This window comes from Lactobacillus sp. ESL0261, assembly GCF_003693025.1.
Classification (GTDB): domain Bacteria; phylum Bacillota; class Bacilli; order Lactobacillales; family Lactobacillaceae; genus Lactobacillus; species Lactobacillus kullabergensis.
In genome coordinates this window covers 12703-30729 of sequence record NZ_REHN01000005.1, presented here as the reverse complement: position 1 = coordinate 30729, position 18027 = coordinate 12703, and the positions used below count along the sequence as shown (strand labels likewise).

Genomic DNA, 18027 nt, shown 5'->3' with positions numbered 1-18027 from the left:
CTCATAAATTTACTTTTTACGATCTTCTATCTCACCATTTGAATGAGCGATAATGGCTTCATCGCACATTCCCAGAAAAAGCCCATGTTCGACCACCCCTACGGTATGATCCAAATAATCGGCCAAACCACTAGGAACAGGAATAGGATCAATATTCAAATCGATAATATAATTACCATAATGAGTTACAAAGCGTTCATTACCTGCCATGCGCCACTGTGGCTGCAACCCTTCAGCTTGAAAAAGTTTAAAATTTTGTTCACACGAAATAGGTAAAACTTCAACAGGCAAAGCGAAGCCACTCAGTCGGTCAACCACTTTAGATTCATCTACAATCCAAATTATTTTGCGAGAATTAACTGCAACGTTTTTTTCCATGGTCAAAGCGCCACCGCCACCTTTAATACCATCAAAATTAGCTGCTAATCTGTCTGCACCATCGATGGTCAAATCCAGTTGGTCTACTGCATTCAAGTCATCAACATGAAAACCGTAGCTTTCCATTTGCTTCTTGCTTCTGCTCGAAGTCGTTACCACAGCATCAAGGTCAAGTCCTTCTTCTTTTTTTCTTCTGCCTAATTCATCAATTAAAAATGCTACTGTCGAACCAGTGCCTACTCCCAGTTTCATTCCTGATTTGACTAATTCAGCAGCTTCTACGGCAGCCTGTTTTTTTAACTTATCCTGCTCTTCTTTATCCATAATTCATGCTTTCTAAAACTATATTATTATTGTCAATTTAAATTAATTATAGCAAAAGTAAGATAAAAAGAAGATACAAAAAAGCAGTCAAGACTGCTTTTACACTTCAATTAATTATTCCGGATCAATTTCAGGAGCTTTGTTAATTTCGCCTGACATCATCCAAATTCTCTTTTCTACATCAGTGTGAAAACCGGTCAACAAATCATTGGTTGAGTAATCTCCTTCTTCATCACTGACTTTAATGCCTTCTTCATAGAGCTGATCAAGGTAATGGTAATCAGCAATAATTTTTGCATAGCGCTCATCAATTGTTTCATCCCAATTGCCCTTTTCATCAGGAATCTTAGTTTTAGCTGCTATTTCACTTAAGGTTGAAACTGGAGAACCATCAAGGGTAATTAAACGTTCAGACACTTCATCCAGTTGGTCAGCTAGTTCATCCATTACCTTGTCTAAGTATGGGTGTAATTTCAAAAAGCGATTACCACGCATGTACCAGTGATGTTGGTGAACTACCATATGTAATTGTGTCAAATCAGCGACCAATTGATTTAAAACTTCTTTAGTCTTTGGATATTTCATATAAAAGTGCCTCCAAAATTAAATAATATTGTTACACTTTTATTATAGCGAGTAAGCGCTATTAATACTAAAATATTGTTTAGCATTTTTTAGTCCTACTATAATAAAAAATCTGCCTTTACCAGACAGATTTTGTTAAAGCAATTATCTTTTATGCAGTTTCTGATTTTTGATGCTTCTTTTCTTGTTTTAAAAGTTTGTTGTCATAGTGCTTAATAAACGGATACCAAACTAGAAAAGCTACTATTGCACAAGTTATTGAAAGTACTGCTCCCTGCCAGCTTACAGTGGCAATAAAACCACTCAATCCAACCGGTGTGGGCCAAGGTTGCTGAAATCTGATCACAGGGACCAAACGAGATTCTATTCCTACATACGCGACAATACCAGCTGCAAGCGGTGCACAAACAAAAGGAATAAAAAGATCAATGTTATAAACAATAGGCAAACCAAATATTAAGGGCTCGTTGATATTAAAAAAGGCTGGTACGATTTCAACTTTCCCCAACTCCTTGAGCTGAGCAGAGCGAGCACGTAAAACCAGCCAAATAGCTACACCAAGCATTGCACCAGAACCACCAACATTTATGAATGCATCAGTTGGATCACCGGCAAAGAACCGATGAGCACCATTCACGTTAGCAGCCATATTAGCTAAAACGATTGGATAATAAAATGAACTCGAGATTGTTGCTCCGTGAATGCCAAACCACCAAAGAAGGTGCAGCAAAAACATTATTACCAAAAAGCCCCACCAAGTATCAGCAATTTTACTAATAAACGACAAAGGAACATATAACAAATTGAACATGTCGGTTCCCGCTAAAACCAAAGCACCATTAATAGCTGCTACAACCAGAGCGACACAAAAAGCAGGAATCAAAGCACTAAACGAATTGGCAACTCCAGTTTGAGCTAGTGCAGACATTAATTGTTTGGTAGAATTATCCATGAGGGAATCTCTCTTTCGTTGATTTTATGTTTTACAAGACAATCATACGAGGAAGAGATTTTTTTTAATAGACATTTACACAAAATTATCTAAACACCCCTTTCTATCTCAAAAATATACTATATAATACTGACAATTATATATTAGCTATTATTTATTAAAAATAATAATAGCTTTTTAGAGAAGCTTGCTGGTAAAGTAACAATAAGTATAAAATATATTTGTTAATGCAATCATCAGAGAAAAAAGGAGATAAAAATGTATTCAGCAAAAATGCCAGATGGATTTTTATGGGGAGGAGCAGTTGCTGCTCATCAGTTAGAAGGTGCTTGGAACGAAGATGGCAAAGGAATGTCAGTTGCTGACGTCATGACAGTAGGTTCTGCTTCTAAGCCACGCGAAATTACTGACGGAATTGTTGCAGGCAAAAATTACCCTAACCATAGTGCAATAGACTTTTATCATCACTATAAAGAAGATATAAAATTAATGGCAGAAATGGGTTTTAAAGCCTTCAGAACCTCCATTGCCTGGACTAGAATTTTTCCTAATGGTGACGATGAACAGCCAAACGAAGCCGGTTTAAAATTTTATGATGACTTGTTCGATACTTGCCATCACTACGGCATTGAGCCAGTAATTACTTTATCTCACTTTGAAATACCATTTAATTTAGTTAAGAAATACCACGGCTTTACTAACCGCAAAGTAATTGATTTCTTTGTTCGCTTTGCCACAGTTTGCTTCAAACGGTATCAAAGTAAAGTAAAATATTGGATGACATTTAATGAGATCGATAACCAGTCTGCATACAATGATGACTTTTTAATGGCTACAAACTCGGGAATTATTCTCAAGAAAATGACTGACAAAGAAAAAGAAGCTGCAATGTATCAAGCAGCTCATTATGAACTGGTTGCCTCTGCCTTAGCTGTTAAAGTTGGACATAAGATTAATCCAGATTTTCAAATTGGCTGTATGATTAACTATTCTCCAGTAAGGCCTTTGACTCCTTCATCTGCTGATATGCTTTTAGCGGACAAGTTTGAGCAACGGCGCGACTGGTTTTCAGACATTCATGTCTTTGGTGAATATCCGAAAGAAGTTGAAGCATATATTGAACGAAACGGCTATCGTCCTGATATTACTGATGAAGACAGAATTGTACTCAAGGAAGGTACAGTGGACTATGTCGGCTTTAGTTACTATCAAACAACAACAGTGTCAGCCCAAAATGTAAAAGCTGATGAATTAAGTGACTTATCTAAAGCAAAAGCTGCTAATCCAACTTTGGAAAAAAGTGATTGGGGCTGGGAAATTGATCCAGCTGGCTTAAGAATTGCTTTAAACCACTTAACTGATCGTTATCATAAACCTTTATTCATCGTTGAAAATGGCCTGGGTGCTTACGACAAAGTTGAAAAAGATGGTTCTATTCACGATGATTACAGAGTAGATTACTTAAGAAAGCACATTTCTGAAATGGAAAAAGCAGTTGAAATTGACGGAGTTGACCTAATGGGCTACCTACCCTGGGGGCCAATTGACCTGGTATCTGCTGGAACAGGGCAAATGGATAAAAGGTATGGCTTTATCTATGTTGACAAAAATGATGCTGGTAAAGGTACTTTGAAAAGATCACGCAAAGATTCATTTGATTGGTATAAAAAAGTTATTAGTTCAAATGGTCTTGATTTAGATTAAAATAATATTTAAAAAAATCATAAAATAAGCGATTCAGCCAATTAGCAGGAATCGCTTATTTTTTAAGTATTCAAATTTTTATCATAGACCCTGAAAAGCCCTTAAAAGTAACAAATAGTAATAAAAGCATAACTATACTGTTAAATTAACTTCGTTACTATTTTTTAAAAGTTACTAAATAATTGATCTATTTTTTGATATTCGTCTGAAGTTAAATCAACTTTCATAGCGGCCGCGTTACTTTTAACTTGATCAGCGTTACGCGCACCAGGAATAACAACGCTAATTGCAGGATTCGCCATATACCATGCTAATACGGTTTGTGTAACTGTCGCTTGATGATTAGCAGCAATTTTTCGTATTCCATCAATCCCTTTCATAGCATCTTCATACTGCTCTTCACTGAAATCTCCCAATAATTGTCCACCATCACTATTTTTAAACTTTTCCCAGTCTTTTAGATAGTATTTTCCTGTTAAAAGTCCTGATGCTAATGGGAAGAAAGGTACAAAGGAAATATTATTTTCTTGTAAATACTTTAATTCCTCTTTAACTGGAGCTTGGTGAACTAGGCTGAACTGGTCTTCAACAATATCAACTTTGCCATTTTTATTTGCTTCTTTAATCTGAGCTAAAGAAAAATTGGAAACGCCGATTGCTCTTATTTTGCCTGCTTTTCGTATTTCGTCTAAAGTTTCAATTACCTGATCTTTTGGCGTATCCTTGTCCGGAAAATGAATATAAAAAATATCAATATAATCTGTTTTCAATCTTAATAAGACTTCATCGACTGCACTCTTGATAAATTCAGGACTATTATTGATAGCCATATCATGAGACTTATCTTGGGCAGCCTTAGTAGCAATTATTACTTTTGAACGATCATAGTCATGCACTACATCACCAATAATTTCTTCAGATCTTCCAAGACCATATACATAAGCAGTATCAAAAAAATTAATTCCTTGTTTTAAAGCTTCTCTTAAAAGATCATAGCCATCTTGTTCATCTAAATTCTGAAATAAGTTATGTCCACCAACTTTGTTAGTTCCTAAACCTAACGGAGTAGTATAAACGTCACTTTTACCAATTTTTATTTGTTTCATGTTGATTCTCTCCTAAATAAATGACTTGAGAGGCTCAAGGCAATAGCTTTGTAATTTATACATATAAGAAAAAAGCAGGCCATATTTCATTAAAGCTAAATCAATTAAGACAATTCAATGTTTTTAGCTATGGAATTTATAAAAAATCACCAATATTAAACTGATTGAGATACCACAGTCATTAGTTTTTAATTACTTATTTTCATTTTCTTTCTTTAATGCATCTGCTTTAAAAAGTTTTTCATAGAGATCTACCATTTCTCCAGCCAAATCCCTAAAGGTTATTGCATTCATCAAATGATCTTGTGAATGGACTACCAGAAGGGTAACCTTTGTATGATCTCCTTGAGCTTCTTTTGTTAACATCCCTGTTTGAGAATTATGTGCTTCGTTCAAAGATTGATCCGATTCTTTCAATTTAGCACGTGCACCTGCAATGTCACCCTTTTTCGCAAGACGAATAGCTTCAAATGCAAGGCTTTTAGCGTTACCACCATTGGCAATAAGTCCCATGGCTGCTTCTAAAGTTTCTTGTTCTTTTTGTTCAGGTGTTTCCTTTTCAGACATCGTAATCCCCTTATCCGTTAATTAAGTCTTCTGCTTGTTGTAAAACCTTTTTACCATCCATCATGCCATAAGCACGCATATCAATAACTCCCAGAGGAATGTCCTTACCTTCTTTTCCTTGACCTTTGACTTTATTCTTAAAGTCATCTTCCATATAACGAATTTGAGGTCCAAGCAACACACAGTCGGGATGATCTTGTTCAATGTGTTGTGAGGCTTCTGAAGCTGGACACGCAAAAATATGTGCGTCAATACCCTGATCCTTCGCAGCTTGCTGCATCTTAGTAACTAACAAAGATGTACTCATTCCAGCACTGCAGTTAAGCATAATAGTTTGTTCTGCCATAATAATACTTTCCTCCTAAAATGTATCCTAATATTAATATCCTCTATTATAGCACGTTTAAAATAGCGCTTACTAATATATCCATTAATTTTTACATTATTCGAAATTTATAATTACATCTAATTTTTTCTAATTAAAAATAAATATTCGTGGTTATGCACTACTTTGCTTACCACGAATATTAATATAATATAGTCTAAATGTATCTTTTAAAAATTTACATAATAATTGCCTATGGTCTTTTAAAAAATCAATTAAAATCCTCTAAAAGTCATAACAATTCCAGCAATACCAATAATTAGCAAAGCCAAACCAATAATTAAAGATGTCCACATTGCAAGTGGCATAAATCCATTATTGGTACCTTTATGCAAAATTCCACGGATATAAACGACACTATTAACTATTTGATAAGACCCTAAGGCCATCATAATCACAGCAACGATCATTAAAAAAGCTGCACTTGTTAAAAAGTTTGTCATTTTAACACCCTCTTTTAAATTAACTTACTATATTATAAATTAATTTTACCACCTTTTTAAATTAAGGTGGGGAAATTTTATCATATTTTTTTAACTTTAAATTTAAAAATGATAAAACACACAAATAAATCCGCCAACTAATAGTATTATCCCAAAAATAAAAGCAAAAATAATTGCAAAAAGCGAGAACCCGTTATTTGTACCATTCTGCAAAATTTTCTTAGCATATTTGTAACTGCTAATTATTTCAAAGACAGCCAATACAATTAAAACTATGCCTATTATTTTCTGAAATACTATACCATTGAAAAAGCTTCTCATTTCAACCGCCTTCTTCGATATTAAAAAAGCCCTTTCATTTTGGTTTTTCCTATTATAAGTCTTTTAATAAAAAAAGTATAGCATCTCTGCTATACTCTTTTATTTAGAATTCTTCATCTGCTGTTCCAGGATCAATATCTTGGTAGTGATAAACTCCAGTTTTACCTGCCTCTAAAGTAGCAGAAAGCAGCTTGTGCGTTTCTAACTGACTGCGATTGATGAATAGTTCCAGCAGCATTGGAATATTAACACCTGTAATAATTTCTATTTCAGGATTACTCTTAAGCAAGCTGACCAGCGTATTAAAAGGAGTTCCTCCCTTTAGATCTGTTAAACAAAAAACTGTTCCTTTAAGATCGCTAATTTTCCCACTTATTTCTGCCTTTAATTGTTCTAAAGATTCGCCTTCTGTGAAACTCACGGTATGACAGTTTTCTTGTTTACCACAAATCATTTCTGCTGACTTTAATAATTCAGGTGCTGAATTACCATGTGTACAAATAATTACTCCAACCATATAATCACACTAAAACTAATAATCTAAGCAGCGGTAATAACGGCGTATATCCATCGGGTGACGGTTAATATGCTCAATATGAACATCAATTCTGTTATTAATAGCATGGAAGACAAACGGCGACAAGGTGCCACGATATTTTTCAGAAAAACCCGGCAGATCATAATCTTTAGAGTCTATAATTGTATAATTACCGCAGATTTCAGGTAAAAATTTGGCAACACGTTCACTTAATGGCCGTTGACTGTCTTCACCGACATAGACGGTAACTGGAGTATCACGATCAACAATTTCAAACATTCCATGGAAAAATTCTGCAGCTTCCACTGCGCGAGTCCTAATCCAGTGTTGTTCTTCCCAATAGCACATTGCATATGAGTAAGTTGCACCCCATTGGTTGCCGGCACCAACAAAATAGTGAATTTCATCGTCATGATGCTTTTCAGCAAACTCTTGAGCAAATTTATCTGCATTTTCTTCAATGTCAGCAATGTCTTTTGCAAAATGTTGATCCATTTCTTGATAAAATTCATCATAATCTGGAAATTCGCCATTCAAATACATTAAGCGGTCTCCGACCATAAAGAATTTTAACTGCTCATTTTCAGGATAAGAAATACAATAAGTTAGCATTGAAGCTAATTTAGCGTGCGGGTCATCCATAAAACCTAAAATTATTGCACCAACTTGGTTTAATTTTTTTACTGCATCAACCATTTCTTTAGTATTTCCAGTAACTGAGGAAATCACCACTAACGTCTTATCGGTAATACGTTTATTTCCAGTTACATTATATTCAGCAGCATTTTGATAAAAAGTTTCTAAACCGCTTTTTTCCTTCATGTGGATATTAGCCTGCATCCCCGAAGCATAGGTACCACCGATTCCTAACCAGCAAATATTGGTTATGCCTTTTTTAAATAGTGGATCAATCACATCGTTAATTTGGCTCCGTAGTTTAAGAGCACCAGTCATACTATCAATTAATTTTTGTTTATTAAACTTACGCATTTTTCTTCCTCTTTTTTTAAAATTATTCTATATTTTTGAAGCTGTTATCTGATCAAAATCTGGGTATGCAGAATGTTGCAAATCTATCTTCTTCACTTGTGATAACTTATAGGCCAGCAAGTGAATCGGTACAGTCATAAATAAAGAAGTTAAAAGCTCGTTTGTTGTGATACCTAGACTGAGGTCGTTAGCCGCTTCACTTTGATCTTTACCAGGATAAATTGTATATACATTTTTAACATGCTTATTTAAGAACCGCTTTAAAAGATCCATTCTATCGTGAAGCTTTCCCATCGGGTCTAAACAAATGATAAAGTCATCCGCGTTCAATCCCAGATAAGGACCGTGCATGTATTCTTCCAGTTCTTTTCCCCACGAATTAATTCTGACCGCTTCAGTTGTTTTAGTTTCACCTTCACGGCTAACACCATAAGTTGCACCGTAGCCAATAAAAACTAATCTTTTCGCAGTGGCAAAATTACTAATGTTATTTTCAACCCAGTTGCTTGCACTATTAATTACTTCAGGCATTTTAAGGACTATACTTTTTATTTCAGCCAAAAGTTTTGTAAATTCTACAGACGAAAGTTTGCCTGTTTTTTGTGCAATTAACATTGCTAGCAACATTAAATCTAAAATTTCTACGCTGTAGCCAGCACTGACATAAGGCATTTCTTCAATAGGCATTCCCATATCTAAAACGTGATGACAAACCTGGCCAACTGGACTATCAAGCTCACTAGTTAAAGCAAAGACTGTATTACCGGCATCTTGTAATCGCTGAATAATTTTTACTACAGAATAGCTGTGACCTCCTTGAGATATCGCAATACAAAAAGAATTTTGACTAACATGAAGCAAGTAATTTTCAGCTAAAGACGGTTCTTCAATTTTTACCGACATTTTTAAAATATTGCTCATAAATGGCAATGCACCATATGCGGCATTAGAACTGGAACCAGTTGCATAAATAACAACATTAGTAATATTATTATTTATTTGACCTATCTGCTTAGCAAACAAGTCCTCATAATTTTGCAAAACTGCTTCATAATATTTTGGTTCTAAGTGGACATAATCTTCTATACTTTTCACAAGAGTCTCCTTAAATTATTGACCCAACAGTCCTGACCAGGCACCAAATATTCCGATTGCTGCTATTAGCAACAAAATATATTGTGATTTCCAACCTTTTTTATCAAGCCAGAAAATAAAGAATGTAAACAATAGTGGCAAAATACCAGGAACAATGCCATCACAAATTTTTTGGACGGTGGTTGCTTCAGCACCACTGCCAATCTTCAAAGGCATTTTTAACGTTACCATGGTCGCAACCATAGCCCCGACAACAGCAAGTCCTAAAACTGAAGCGCCATAGGTTAACTTATCCATTAAACCTGTCTTTTGCACTTTATCGATAAAGGAGGAACCGATATTGTAGCCAATAAACAAACCGTAGTATCTAGTGATAATGGCCGGAATATTAAAGATCAACAAGAACAAAATTGGTCCTAAAATATTACCTTGCATTGCCAGAGAAGTACCAATTCCTGTTGCAATAACCCTTAACGTACCCCAAAAGAATGAATCACCAATACCACTCAAAGGTCCCATTAAAGCAACTTTAATGTTATTGATTGAGGCAGCATCAAAATCTGGATCAAGTTCGTTTTGCTCTTCCATTGCGATTGAAATACCTAAAGGAAAAGTACTTAGCCATGGCGTAACATTATAAAACTCAAGGTGCCGCTTATAAGCGTCCTTTAATTTTTCCTTGTTTTTACCATAGATCTTTCGTAAAGCCGGAACCATAGAGTAGGCATAGCCAAGGTTCATTTGGCGTTCATAATTCCAAGCCCATTCCATCGTAAACGACCGCCAGAATGTTTTCATTAAATCTTTTCTGGTGAGTAACTTAGAATTCTTCATCTTCATAATCTATGCCTCCATCATCTGCATCTTTTTCACTTGTGTTATTAGAATTAGCAGCAGTATTTACTAACGGTTGACCTTTAAAAGCGGAATAGCCGGTTAAAATAAGGGCCAAACATGCGCCGAAAATAGCTACCCCAGTTACTGATACTTTGAGATAGACTGCCAGGGCAAAACCAATAATAAAGAAAGTGACATTATTCTTGTTGACCATCATCTTAAGCAGCAGAGCAAAACCATATGCTGGCAGAAGCCCTGTGGCAATTCCCAAGCCATTAATAATAAATTGGGGAATGACTGCTAAAATTGCTTTAATTACCGGGCTGCCTAGGACATAGGAAATACCAACTACTAAACCTATTGGCAGGTTAACTGAGAAAAAGCCGCCCAGTACGTTCATCCGACTTACACCACTACCATCAGCTTCTTCAGCATATTTATCAGCGCGGTGAACGAAGAACGGTAATATGAAAATAAAGCACAAATTTTTGATTACTAAAACCAGGGATGCAATTGGAATCCCCAAGGTTAAAGCAACCGCAGTACTCTTGCCCGCTCCGATGGCGAAAGCAGTTCCCAAAACACTACCGGAAATTATTTCTGGGGGAATTGCCGCACCAATAGAAAATGAACCAACAAAGGCTAACTCTAAAGTTGCCCCCATAATAATGCCCTGATGCAGGTTACCCAACACCAAGCCAGTTAACGTACAGGTTACAAGTGGCCTTGACAGCATTGATGAACCTACAAAATATTCGCCATTACCCATCATCGCAATTAAAGCCAAAATAATTGCGGTTAAATATACATTCATTATTTACCTCCAATCATTTTTTACGAAATTCTTGTCTTTCATCATTTGGCACCTGCTGAATCCAGACATCCACTCCCTTTTGTTGCAATTGAGCTAATTCACTGGCTTCTTCTGCAGTTAAATTAATTGTTTTAGAGTAGTTTTCTGTTCCTTCTCTGGGCTTAGTGCCACCAAGATTAAGGCCGGTTATTTTGTCACCAGTTCCCTTAATAAGTTCAACAGCATCAGCAACCGATTCCACTACGATTAACATTTTATATTTATCCGTTACCCCAGAATTAATTGCTTTAATACTGTCTGCTACAGACTTCATTACCAGTTTAGACTTTTCCGGTTTTGCCAATCTGATGGCCGATTTACGAAAATCATCATGGGCAACATCATCATTTACTACAAATATCGTATTAACGTCTAAACTATTAAACCAGGAAACAGCTACTTGTCCATGCACCAACCGATGGTCAACTCGCACTAGTTTAATCACTTTTCATTCCTCCATTAACTAAAATCTATTGAGTACCTTGTTTTTAAAGCATCTTGCAGTCTGTACTCCACGGCTACAATTTTGCCTTCTCTAGTTGAGAATAGGTTCATAATTTTAAATACTGGATCTTTTTCCTGAATATGAAATTGTTTACTAATTTCTTCGGTTGCTTTAATTAATTGAAAGTCTTGATATACATCATCCGGTTTATGAATACCAGTATTGACTGCTTCAATTATTGACATTACTTTTAGACAATTAGGATCAAAACCCGGAAAGTTATCGAGGAGCAGAAGTAAATGCTCACAGGTAATTTCATTCTTAATTTCAGCTGTAAAGGAAATATCATATAATAACTCCTGTGAGCTCACATTAAAAACTGCAGCATAATATGAACCAACCAGTCTTAAATAAGTTTCTTTAAATTTTATTTTGTCTGCTGACTCCAAGTATAAAGGCTTGATAATACCAGTCATTTCCAAAATATTTTGTTTAGAAATTATTGGAGCAACAAATAAACCACTTCCTTTTTTACGGACAACCTTATTTTCAGCTACTAATTGATTAACAGCCTTTCTAATTGTTGTTCTACTGACATCATATCTTTTTTGTAATTCAACCTCATTGGGTAAAGTGCTACCTGGTGGATACCCACCATTAATAATTCTTTTATCCAAATCGGCATATACTTCTTTAAAAAGCAAAACTATTCCTCTTGATAATCATAAATATTATTAGCATTAAAATGATATTTAAATTTATTTCCTACTAAATATTGAATTGTACTCTCAATTGGTAAGTCATCGTCTTGATAATTGAAACTGTTTACTTGATAAAGAGGAGTACCTTGTTTGACTTTCAACAGACTGCTTATTTTCTTATCGGCCAAAAAACAAGAGATACTTTCTTTACCATAATTTGGCCTCACATGATACTCCTTCTCCAGAACCTCATAAAGTGATTTATTAGTAAAATCAATCTTTGCCATTTTGCTAAAATTCTTCTGACTAAAATACGTTATTTCGTATGTTAGGGCGATATCTTTAACAAACCGAACCCGCTCAATTTTGATAACTGACCCTTTTGAATTAAAAAAATGATCTAACCTCTTGGGCATTGTTTCGATAGTTGTTGCCAGATGCTTGATGCTAACTGTCTTATTTTTAAATTCAGTAGTCATTGACTCCATTCCCAGCATATTAATGTCAATTTTATTGTTAGAAATTATTCCAGTCCGTTCTTTTACCAGTACTTGTCCCTCATTTTTGAGCCCATCCAATGCATGTTTCACTGCATTGCGACTAACTTGCAATTTCTCCGAAATTTCGCGTTGTGAGGGTAATTCTTTCACTTTTTTAAAGTGAATTAAAAATTCTAAATACTCTTGAACTTGAACCGCAGCAGTTCTTTCTTTGAATTCCATGATGTCTTCTTCATTCTGGTATCATTATTTTATTTAATTGCTTCTTTTTTTGCAAATCACCTTTTGTTTAAGACATTTAATACCTAAAATTTTTGCTTTAAAAATATATCTTTTAAATATTTGATACCAGATTTATAGTAATCGCTTCCACAGCTCTTGTCAATATTTTTTTGTTTAGTTTTAGTTTCCAACTTTTTCAGAGCATTTTTAAAGTGAAATATACCCTAACCGTTGGTAATTAAAGGCAAAGTAAAGTAAAATATTTAAGGATTAAAAGGGAGTGGCACAATGTCGAGACTTGAAAAGCCTGTCGTGATTGGTATTACTGGTGGTTCAGGTAGTGGAAAAACTACCATTGCACAAAAAATAGTTGCTCAAATGCAGGAAGATGAACATGTCCTGATTATGACACAGGATTCTTATTATAAAGATAATACTGGCATCCCTATGGATACACGAATGAAGATCAATTATGATCATCCCGATGCCTTTGATGTACCCTTATTAGAAAAGCAACTGCGCGATTTGTTAGCATACAAAGCTATTGAGATGCCTGTTTATGATTTCAAGGAGCATACTCGCAGCAAAAAAACCATTCATAAAGAACCTGCTGATATCATTATTCTCGAGGGAATTTTAGTTTTAGCTAATAAAGAAATCCGTGATTTAATGGACATTAAAGTATATGTTGATACGGACGATGATATTCGCTTTATTAGACGTTTAGAGCGAGATTTAAGTGAACGAGGGCGCTCAATTGACTCTGTCATTGATCAGTATCTGAGCACGGTTAAGCCAATGTATCATCAATTTATAGAACCTACTAAGCGTTATGCTGACATTATTGTTCCGGAAGGTGGCAAAAATGATGTGGCAATTGATATGCTGACTACTAAAGTTCATTCTATTTTAAGTAAAAAAGAGCAATAAAAAAGGAGTAAACGTACTTGAGCCCCAAAAGTTGTCCAACTTTTGGGGCTCAAGTACAAAATGCATTACTGGCATTACTCCTTTTTGCGTATTTAATCAACTTTAGGTTTTAACGCATTATCGAACAAATTTGTGATCAGTTTAACTAAAACGCCATCAAAAACTAACGCAGAAATGATGTTAGTAATGAACATCACTATTTGAACCTGCATACTGAATTTACTCCAACCATATAAAATATATGATGGAATAAAACAGCCAAATGATGCAAAGAATGCACCGGTTAATACGCTTTTCCAGGTAAACTTTTGGTAACGCTCTTTTTTAGGAAAAAAGCCAATTTCATTAGTCGCACCCTGAATGACACCTGAAAGAATAGTAGTGGCTCCCCACTGCCCACCAATAGCCATTTCAACAATTGATGCCAGCAGTTCACCTATTGTCCCAGAACCAGGCGTAGGAACAAAATACATTGCCAGTGGTCCCGCCATAAGCCATAAACCAGAAAAAACAGTGTCTGTTACTGGCGCAAAACCTGTGGGTACCAAAAGCATCTTAACTAAATTAAAAGCCCAGTTAAAACCATAGGTATAAATAACACCCATAATGATACCAATCAGTGCAATTAAAATAATTGACTTCACATTCCATTTTGAAGACCTTGTAAACATAAAAATACTCCTAACTTTATAAGTCATTAGGAGCATCTTTAGTAACTAAATTTAACACTTCCCTAACGCAGGTATTGTCCCGTTCAGGTTCAGAGGGTATTTCTCAGCTATTTGGCACCCCTAGTGACTGATATTCATTTTTACTAGTATATCACATTTTAACTAGTTTTTCTGCTCTATTCAAAAGAACAAGTATTTTTAAAACTGACTAAAACTTGCTAATTTCTCTTTTGTAAGATCACGAATAATAGCTAGCGTCAGATCTACGGAAGCTTTAAAATCGGAATAAGCACTAAAACAATATGGCGAATGTTCATAGCGCACTGGAATGCCAATTACAATAGTTGGTGCTCCGTTTTCATAATAAATTGCAGCTCCATCCTGTCCGCCACCGGTACGAACCGACCGAGTATACGGAATATGATTTTTATCTGCTAAATCACAGGCATATTGCTGAAATTTAGGATTAGGTAAAAAGGATGTATCCATGTCACGCAGCATTGGTCCTCGTTTTAACCCTGTCTGCGATAACCACTCTGGGGTAAAAGTATCATCCGCTGGACAAGATTCCAAGACTATAGCTAAATCCGGCTTTACAGCTCTAGCTGTGACATATGCACCTCGCAAACCCACTTCTTCCTGGCTTGAAAGTGCAGCAACAACGTTAAAATCGCATTGTTCGCCCTTTAAATTGTCAAGAACATCTGCCATAGCAGCTGCGCCAAAACGGTCATCAAAGTCCTTACCGAAGAATAGACCGCTTTTTTCATTGTATTCACATTTGACATCAACAAAAATTGGACAACCAGTATCAATTTGATAATCATTTATAGTTTCAGCTCGAGAACTGGAACCAACGTCAATTGACATATCGGCTACGTCCGGTACATTATTTTTTTCGGCTGCAGTCATAAAGTGCGGGGGTTTGGTTGCAACTACTCCGGGCACATACTCACCTGCACGATTTTTTATTTTGACGCGTAAAGCAGGAATATTGTATTTGACCCAGCCACCCAATGGTACAAATTTAATCATTCCATTAGGCCGAACAGCCTGCGTAATAAAACCAACAGAGTCGGAATGAGCATCTAATTGAATTACCGGTTGATCTTTTTCATTTTCTTTCTTAGCTGCATAAACGTTGAGCATGCCATCAACTTTGACATTAGCAAAGTCATGCACAGTTTCAGTAAACAATTTAACAAATTCTTCTTCAAAACCTGAAGTAGAATTAGCATCGGAAAAAGCTTTGAGCATTTTAATTTCTTGTTGTTTATCCATCTTTTTACCTTCCACTTAAAATATCTTATCTATTAATTCTACCAAAAACTTGAGTTACAGGCTTTTAAAAAATAAATAAGATGATAAATAATCCTACTGCTTTTACTAATATATATGCTTTTTGTACGTAATTTAGTCCCTAAATACTTAAATTGCTTCAAAATAATCTGTTTTTCTAGCCAAAAAATGATATAATCGAAAATATTAGAAATTTTATTTGTTTTAAATGAAGGGTAGATAAATGCCAAAAAACGACAATATTAATAATATTATTGATCATAAATTGTTTAGTGAAGATGACATTCATCAGATGTGTGTCAAGTTAGGAAAGCAGCTTACTACAGATTATGCTGGTAAAAAGCCTTTAATTGTAGGGGCTCTTAAAGGTGCCATCTTCTTTTTAACCGATTTAGTAAGAGAAATGGATGTTAAAGCAGAAATTGATTTCCTGGACGTTTCCAGTTATGGTAACGAAATGGAGTCTTCCGGCAAAGTTAAGCTTGTTTCTGATTTAGCCACAGATGTTAAAGATCGTGATGTGTTAATTGTTGAAGATATCGTTGATACTGGATTGACTCTGGATTTTATGAAAGAATTGCTTAAAAAACGTGGTGCTAAAAGCGTTAAATGCTGCGTTTTACTTAACAAAGAGGCAAATCGCAAAGTAGATGTTGATATTGAGTATTATGGTTCAAAAGTCGGAAATGAGTTTGTAGTTGGCTACGGACTTGATTTTATGAATTTTTACCGTAATTTAAGATATATTGGTGTATTAAAACCTGAAATTATTAAATTAGTTAATAATAAATAAAAAGGAGTTGTCTAACTGACAACTCCTTTTAACTGTCTACTCTGCTTTAGGTGATTCTTTTTCATGGTCGACAGCTTTAACAATAAACCAGCGCATAAATCCCTGCTCTATATCGTCAAGTTTGAATTCAAATCCTTCTAACTCAACTTTTTCACCTTTTTTCAAATCTGGATAATGTTCCATCATGTAGCCACCAATTGTAATAATGTCACTGTCTTGGAAGCTTTTTAAATCCTTTTTAAAGTAGCGGGCAAAATCATATAAAGTGGTTTTGCCGGATACATGAATATTACCTTGCTCGTCTCTAATTATATAATCATCAGAAACATCATCAATTTCATCTTTGACAGTACCAAATAATTCTTCGTAAATATCCTTATCTGTAACTATTCCGCTGGTACCACCATATTCATCCACAACAAGGACAATTGGGGTATGCTTTTTAATCATTAATTGGAGAATATCTTGAATTGGCATCGATTCAGGTACAGTAATCATCGTTCGAATAATACGCGTAACTGGCACATTTTCGTCAATCTGACTCTGCTGAATAACATCAAAAGCATAGATATAGCCAACAACATCATCTTTATTGTTATCGCGCACAACTGGAATTCGGCTTGAACCTTCATCTAAATACATTTTAAGAGCTTGCTTAATTGTTTCAGTTGAATTAATAACTACTAGCCGTGTTCTATCAGTCATAATGTCTTTAGCTATTTTGTCATTCAGTTCAAAAGCACGTTTCATATAGGTCAGATCGTTTTTATCAAGTGAACCCCCATGAACAGCTTTACGTGATAATTTAATGATTTCTGATTGAGAATAAACCTGATTTTCCTCATCAGCTGGCTCAAAACCTAACATTTTCAGTAAACCATTTGAACTAGCATTAAGTAACCAAACGAAAGGGTAAACCAAAGTATGAAATAACTGCAAAGGTGTCACAATTTTTAGCAAAATCTTTACGGGCATGTCAATTGCAATATTTTTGGGCACAATTTCTGTAACCACAACTTCCAAATAAGTTAAAAGAATAACGCCTAATATTGCGCTGATAGAGCGAATGAAAGAATGGTTAAGATCAACTAAATTAAACATTCTTTCAAATATTGCAGCTAAAGTATCAGCTGAAAACCAGCCCAAGACTACTCCAACTAAAGTAGTCCCGACCTGTGTCGTGGAGAGGTACTCATTTAAATTATGAGTCATATGCAGAGCGCGCTTAACTTTGCGATGGTTGCCAATTTTATTGGACAGCATATCTTCAAGCTGGCTGGGCCTAGTTTGAACCAAAGCAAATTCTGCAGCCACAAAGAAAGCTGCAAAAACAAAAATAACTAAAGTTGCTATTAAATTAGTAACTATTTGGGCCGTACTCAAAATTT

20 protein-coding genes, 1 pseudogene and 1 riboswitch are annotated in these 18027 nt (G+C 35.2%); of the genes and pseudogenes, 3 read left to right on the top strand and 18 right to left on the bottom strand.

The window, feature by feature from the left end; all coding sequences use genetic code 11:
* Window positions 1-9 precede the first annotated feature (9 nt).
* The 3 genes and pseudogenes from rpiA to F5ESL0261_RS02680 form a co-directional block, all read right to left on the bottom strand.
* Window positions 10-702 carry a ribose-5-phosphate isomerase RpiA gene (gene rpiA, locus F5ESL0261_RS02690; RefSeq protein WP_109585982.1) on the bottom strand — a complete coding sequence of 231 codons (693 nt, stop codon included), beginning with the start codon at window positions 700-702 and terminating at the stop codon, window positions 10-12.
* Between the two features lie 114 nt (window positions 703-816).
* Window positions 817-1287, bottom strand: a complete 471-nt coding sequence (locus F5ESL0261_RS02685) for a DNA starvation/stationary phase protection protein (protein WP_045927693.1) — start codon at window positions 1285-1287, stop codon at window positions 817-819.
* Between the two features lie 151 nt (window positions 1288-1438).
* Window positions 1439-2194: pseudogene (locus F5ESL0261_RS02680) on the bottom strand (PTS transporter subunit EIIC); the annotation flags it as partial.
* Between the two features lie 303 nt (window positions 2195-2497).
* Between F5ESL0261_RS02680 and F5ESL0261_RS02675 the strand changes: the two are divergent.
* Window positions 2498-3943, top strand: a complete 1446-nt coding sequence (locus F5ESL0261_RS02675) for a 6-phospho-beta-glucosidase (protein WP_122052065.1) — start codon at window positions 2498-2500, stop codon at window positions 3941-3943.
* Window positions 3944-4107: 164 nt separating this feature from the next.
* Here F5ESL0261_RS02675 and F5ESL0261_RS02670 read toward each other — a convergent pair whose 3' ends face one another.
* From F5ESL0261_RS02670 to F5ESL0261_RS02610, 12 genes are all read right to left on the bottom strand, one after another.
* The gene (locus F5ESL0261_RS02670; RefSeq protein ID WP_122052064.1) at window positions 4108-5049 is read right to left on the bottom strand and encodes an aldo/keto reductase; all 942 of its coding nucleotides are present in this window, start codon (window positions 5047-5049) and stop codon (window positions 4108-4110) included.
* Between the two features lie 192 nt (window positions 5050-5241).
* Window positions 5242-5616 (bottom strand): PTS lactose/cellobiose transporter subunit IIA, encoded by a 375-nt coding sequence (locus tag F5ESL0261_RS02665; RefSeq protein ID WP_122052063.1) that lies wholly within the window; start codon window positions 5614-5616, stop codon window positions 5242-5244.
* A 10-nt stretch (window positions 5617-5626) separates the two neighbouring features.
* Complete coding sequence (locus F5ESL0261_RS02660; protein WP_122052062.1) at window positions 5627-5962, bottom strand: PTS sugar transporter subunit IIB; 336 nt, start codon at window positions 5960-5962, stop codon at window positions 5627-5629.
* Between the two features lie 254 nt (window positions 5963-6216).
* Complete coding sequence (locus tag F5ESL0261_RS02655) at window positions 6217-6444, bottom strand: hypothetical protein (RefSeq protein ID WP_109585978.1); 228 nt, start codon at window positions 6442-6444, stop codon at window positions 6217-6219.
* Window positions 6445-6868: 424 nt separating this feature from the next.
* A complete protein-coding gene (locus F5ESL0261_RS02645) occupies window positions 6869-7282 on the bottom strand; it encodes a PTS sugar transporter subunit IIA (protein WP_122052061.1) in 414 nt (137 codons plus the stop codon).
* 15 nt (window positions 7283-7297) lie between these two features.
* Window positions 7298-8293 carry an SIS domain-containing protein gene (locus tag F5ESL0261_RS02640; RefSeq protein ID WP_122052060.1) on the bottom strand — a complete coding sequence of 332 codons (996 nt, stop codon included), beginning with the start codon at window positions 8291-8293 and terminating at the stop codon, window positions 7298-7300.
* Window positions 8294-8320: 27 nt separating this feature from the next.
* Window positions 8321-9388, bottom strand: coding sequence for an SIS domain-containing protein (locus tag F5ESL0261_RS02635; RefSeq protein ID WP_122052059.1), 1068 nt, complete (start codon window positions 9386-9388; stop codon window positions 8321-8323).
* Window positions 9389-9403: 15 nt separating this feature from the next.
* Window positions 9404-10228, bottom strand: a complete 825-nt coding sequence (locus F5ESL0261_RS02630) for a PTS system mannose/fructose/sorbose family transporter subunit IID (protein ID WP_046331716.1) — start codon at window positions 10226-10228, stop codon at window positions 9404-9406.
* Window positions 10209-11039, bottom strand: coding sequence for a PTS sugar transporter subunit IIC (locus F5ESL0261_RS02625; protein ID WP_045927682.1), 831 nt, complete (start codon window positions 11037-11039; stop codon window positions 10209-10211). Before F5ESL0261_RS02625 ends, F5ESL0261_RS02630 begins: the two co-directional genes overlap by 20 nt.
* Window positions 11040-11052: 13 nt before the next feature.
* Window positions 11053-11523, bottom strand: a complete 471-nt coding sequence (locus tag F5ESL0261_RS02620; protein ID WP_122052058.1) for a PTS sugar transporter subunit IIB — start codon at window positions 11521-11523, stop codon at window positions 11053-11055.
* 14 nt (window positions 11524-11537) lie between these two features.
* On the bottom strand, window positions 11538-12227 hold the full coding sequence (locus F5ESL0261_RS02615; RefSeq protein ID WP_233560887.1) for a GntR family transcriptional regulator: 690 nt from the start codon (window positions 12225-12227) through the stop codon (window positions 11538-11540).
* Window positions 12228-12229: 2 nt separating this feature from the next.
* A complete protein-coding gene (locus F5ESL0261_RS02610; protein WP_122052056.1) occupies window positions 12230-12946 on the bottom strand; it encodes a GntR family transcriptional regulator in 717 nt (238 codons plus the stop codon).
* Between the two features lie 288 nt (window positions 12947-13234).
* Between F5ESL0261_RS02610 and udk the strand changes: the two genes are divergently transcribed.
* Entirely contained in the window at window positions 13235-13876 is a 642-nt protein-coding gene (gene udk / locus F5ESL0261_RS02605) for a uridine kinase (protein ID WP_122052055.1), read from the top strand.
* 92 nt (window positions 13877-13968) lie between these two features.
* Here udk and F5ESL0261_RS02600 read toward each other — a convergent pair whose 3' ends face one another.
* Both F5ESL0261_RS02600 and F5ESL0261_RS02595 read right to left on the bottom strand, forming a co-directional pair.
* Window positions 13969-14547, bottom strand: a complete 579-nt coding sequence (locus F5ESL0261_RS02600) for an ECF transporter S component (protein WP_122052054.1) — start codon at window positions 14545-14547, stop codon at window positions 13969-13971.
* Between the two features lie 42 nt (window positions 14548-14589).
* A riboswitch (TPP riboswitch) is annotated at window positions 14590-14679 on the bottom strand.
* Window positions 14680-14745: 66 nt separating this feature from the next.
* Window positions 14746-15828 carry a M42 family metallopeptidase gene (locus F5ESL0261_RS02595; RefSeq protein WP_122052053.1) on the bottom strand — a complete coding sequence of 361 codons (1083 nt, stop codon included), beginning with the start codon at window positions 15826-15828 and terminating at the stop codon, window positions 14746-14748.
* A 241-nt stretch (window positions 15829-16069) separates the two neighbouring features.
* Between F5ESL0261_RS02595 and hpt the strand changes: the two genes are divergently transcribed.
* Complete coding sequence (gene hpt, locus F5ESL0261_RS02590; protein WP_122052052.1) at window positions 16070-16639, top strand: hypoxanthine phosphoribosyltransferase; 570 nt, start codon at window positions 16070-16072, stop codon at window positions 16637-16639.
* Between the two features lie 36 nt (window positions 16640-16675).
* Here hpt and F5ESL0261_RS02585 read toward each other — a convergent pair whose 3' ends face one another.
* On the bottom strand, window positions 16676-18022 hold the full coding sequence (locus F5ESL0261_RS02585; protein ID WP_122052051.1) for a hemolysin family protein: 1347 nt from the start codon (window positions 18020-18022) through the stop codon (window positions 16676-16678).
* Window positions 18023-18027: the final 5 nt, after the last annotated feature.

Excerpts from the sequence above, each read along its gene's own strand:
- F5ESL0261_RS02670 (WP_122052064.1), bottom strand. The coding sequence starts at position 5,049 with ATGAAACAAATAAAAATTGGTAAAAGTGACGTTTATACTACTCCGTTA.
- F5ESL0261_RS02625 (WP_045927682.1), bottom strand. The coding sequence starts at position 11,039 with ATGAATGTATATTTAACCGCAATTATTTTGGCTTTAATTGCGATGATG.
- F5ESL0261_RS02660 (WP_122052062.1), bottom strand. The coding sequence starts at position 5,962 with ATGGCAGAACAAACTATTATGCTTAACTGCAGTGCTGGAATGAGTACA.
- F5ESL0261_RS02610 (WP_122052056.1), bottom strand. The coding sequence starts at position 12,946 with ATGGAATTCAAAGAAAGAACTGCTGCGGTTCAAGTTCAAGAGTATTTA.
- hpt (WP_122052052.1), top strand. The coding sequence starts at position 16,070 with ATGCCAAAAAACGACAATATTAATAATATTATTGATCATAAATTGTTT.
- F5ESL0261_RS02600 (WP_122052054.1), bottom strand. The coding sequence starts at position 14,547 with ATGTTTACAAGGTCTTCAAAATGGAATGTGAAGTCAATTATTTTAATT.
- F5ESL0261_RS02645 (WP_122052061.1), bottom strand. The coding sequence starts at position 7,282 with ATGGTTGGAGTAATTATTTGTACACATGGTAATTCAGCACCTGAATTA.
- F5ESL0261_RS02675 (WP_122052065.1), top strand. The coding sequence starts at position 2,498 with ATGTATTCAGCAAAAATGCCAGATGGATTTTTATGGGGAGGAGCAGTT.
- F5ESL0261_RS02655 (WP_109585978.1), bottom strand. The coding sequence starts at position 6,444 with ATGACAAACTTTTTAACAAGTGCAGCTTTTTTAATGATCGTTGCTGTG.
- F5ESL0261_RS02630 (WP_046331716.1), bottom strand. The coding sequence starts at position 10,228 with ATGAAGATGAAGAATTCTAAGTTACTCACCAGAAAAGATTTAATGAAA.
- F5ESL0261_RS02685 (WP_045927693.1), bottom strand. The coding sequence starts at position 1,287 with ATGAAATATCCAAAGACTAAAGAAGTTTTAAATCAATTGGTCGCTGAT.
- udk (WP_122052055.1), top strand. The coding sequence starts at position 13,235 with ATGTCGAGACTTGAAAAGCCTGTCGTGATTGGTATTACTGGTGGTTCA.
- F5ESL0261_RS02665 (WP_122052063.1), bottom strand. The coding sequence starts at position 5,616 with ATGTCTGAAAAGGAAACACCTGAACAAAAAGAACAAGAAACTTTAGAA.
- F5ESL0261_RS02595 (WP_122052053.1), bottom strand. The coding sequence starts at position 15,828 with ATGGATAAACAACAAGAAATTAAAATGCTCAAAGCTTTTTCCGATGCT.
- rpiA (WP_109585982.1), bottom strand. The coding sequence starts at position 702 with ATGGATAAAGAAGAGCAGGATAAGTTAAAAAAACAGGCTGCCGTAGAA.
- F5ESL0261_RS02640 (WP_122052060.1), bottom strand. The coding sequence starts at position 8,293 with ATGCGTAAGTTTAATAAACAAAAATTAATTGATAGTATGACTGGTGCT.